Raw genomic sequence first — 1,046 nt, 5'->3', positions numbered from 1 at the left:
CATCAGGGAAAGTCTTCGTGTTAATGACAAGATTACCACCGGTAGATTCACCGGGCATAAAACCCAAGAAGGTCTTTTTGATATCGAGCTGATTAACAAAGCTGCTGGGGAACAAATCGAGCGGGACAGTTCGCTTAGATGGGTCGGTACTGGGAAGCGTCGATCCATTTAAGGTCGAAGTAATGTAGCGACCGCCTAAGCCACGAATGAAAATAAATTTGTCGTCCTGTACCGAAATACCGGGCACGCGAACCACTGCTGCCGCGACATCTGCATCCGAAAAACGAACCAATAACTCGTTATCCATCGTGTCGACAATGCTGGCCGTGTCGCGTTCGGACACTTCCATACCAGCAGGGTTAAAAGTACCCAACACCACCACCTCTTCGATGGAGGGCATCGCGACTTCGAAACCGCCTTCTTCACCGGGTAGATCAAAATTTACCGCGCGCGTCACGCCGCCTAACACGCGCAACTCTCGCTTCTCATCGCCGTATTTGACCGTTACAGGGCCTCGAGGGACTTCGACCTCGGCACGCCCCTGCATATTGGTCGATACCGCGCCGACGCCGGACACCATGACAATCTGATTGGCAGCAGACTTAACGCCTTTACGAACTCGAATCTGGAGTTTGCCTTTGGCAACATCCCGCTTTTCAGCCGCACTTTCAACGGCTGAAAACACGTCGATAAAGTGCGTTAACTCGTCGTCGTTCAAGGTGACCACTAAATCGGCCAGCTGTCCGGCACCCGAGGGGAACCGAACCACTTTTTCCTTGCCATCAACGCGAATCACCAGCACGTGACCACCGGCATCTAGATCAGCCATTAAGCTGCCATCGGATTTGGTGATGCCTACCGTCTCGCCGTCCAGTACGACTTCGACACCGGCTAACGCGCCATCTTCATCGTAGGCTTGAACAACAAGCTCATTATCCGCCACAGCCGACGTCGTAAGCGCCGCAAGAGCAAGCGACAAAGCCGATCGACGAAACGCAGACAAATTATTCATTTTCACCCCATCCATTCACTGTGTGAGGGAAGCG

At 52.9% G+C, this 1,046-nt stretch carries 1 protein-coding gene; it reads right to left on the bottom strand.

Going from position 1 to position 1,046, the window contains the following annotated elements; genetic code table 11:
- Window positions 1-1,012: TonB-dependent receptor plug domain-containing protein (locus tag ACTF5Z_RS12305; RefSeq protein WP_438985889.1), on the bottom strand; the 1,012-nt coding region annotated here is incomplete at its 3' end.
- Window positions 1,013-1,046 lie beyond the last annotated feature (34 nt).

Origin of the sequence: Aequoribacter sp. (genome assembly GCF_965659035.1) — a bacterium.
Taxonomy (GTDB): Bacteria; Pseudomonadota; Gammaproteobacteria; order Pseudomonadales; family Halieaceae; genus Aequoribacter.
The sequence above is the reverse complement of the archived record's forward strand: the minus strand, read 5'-3'. Positions and strand labels throughout refer to the sequence as shown.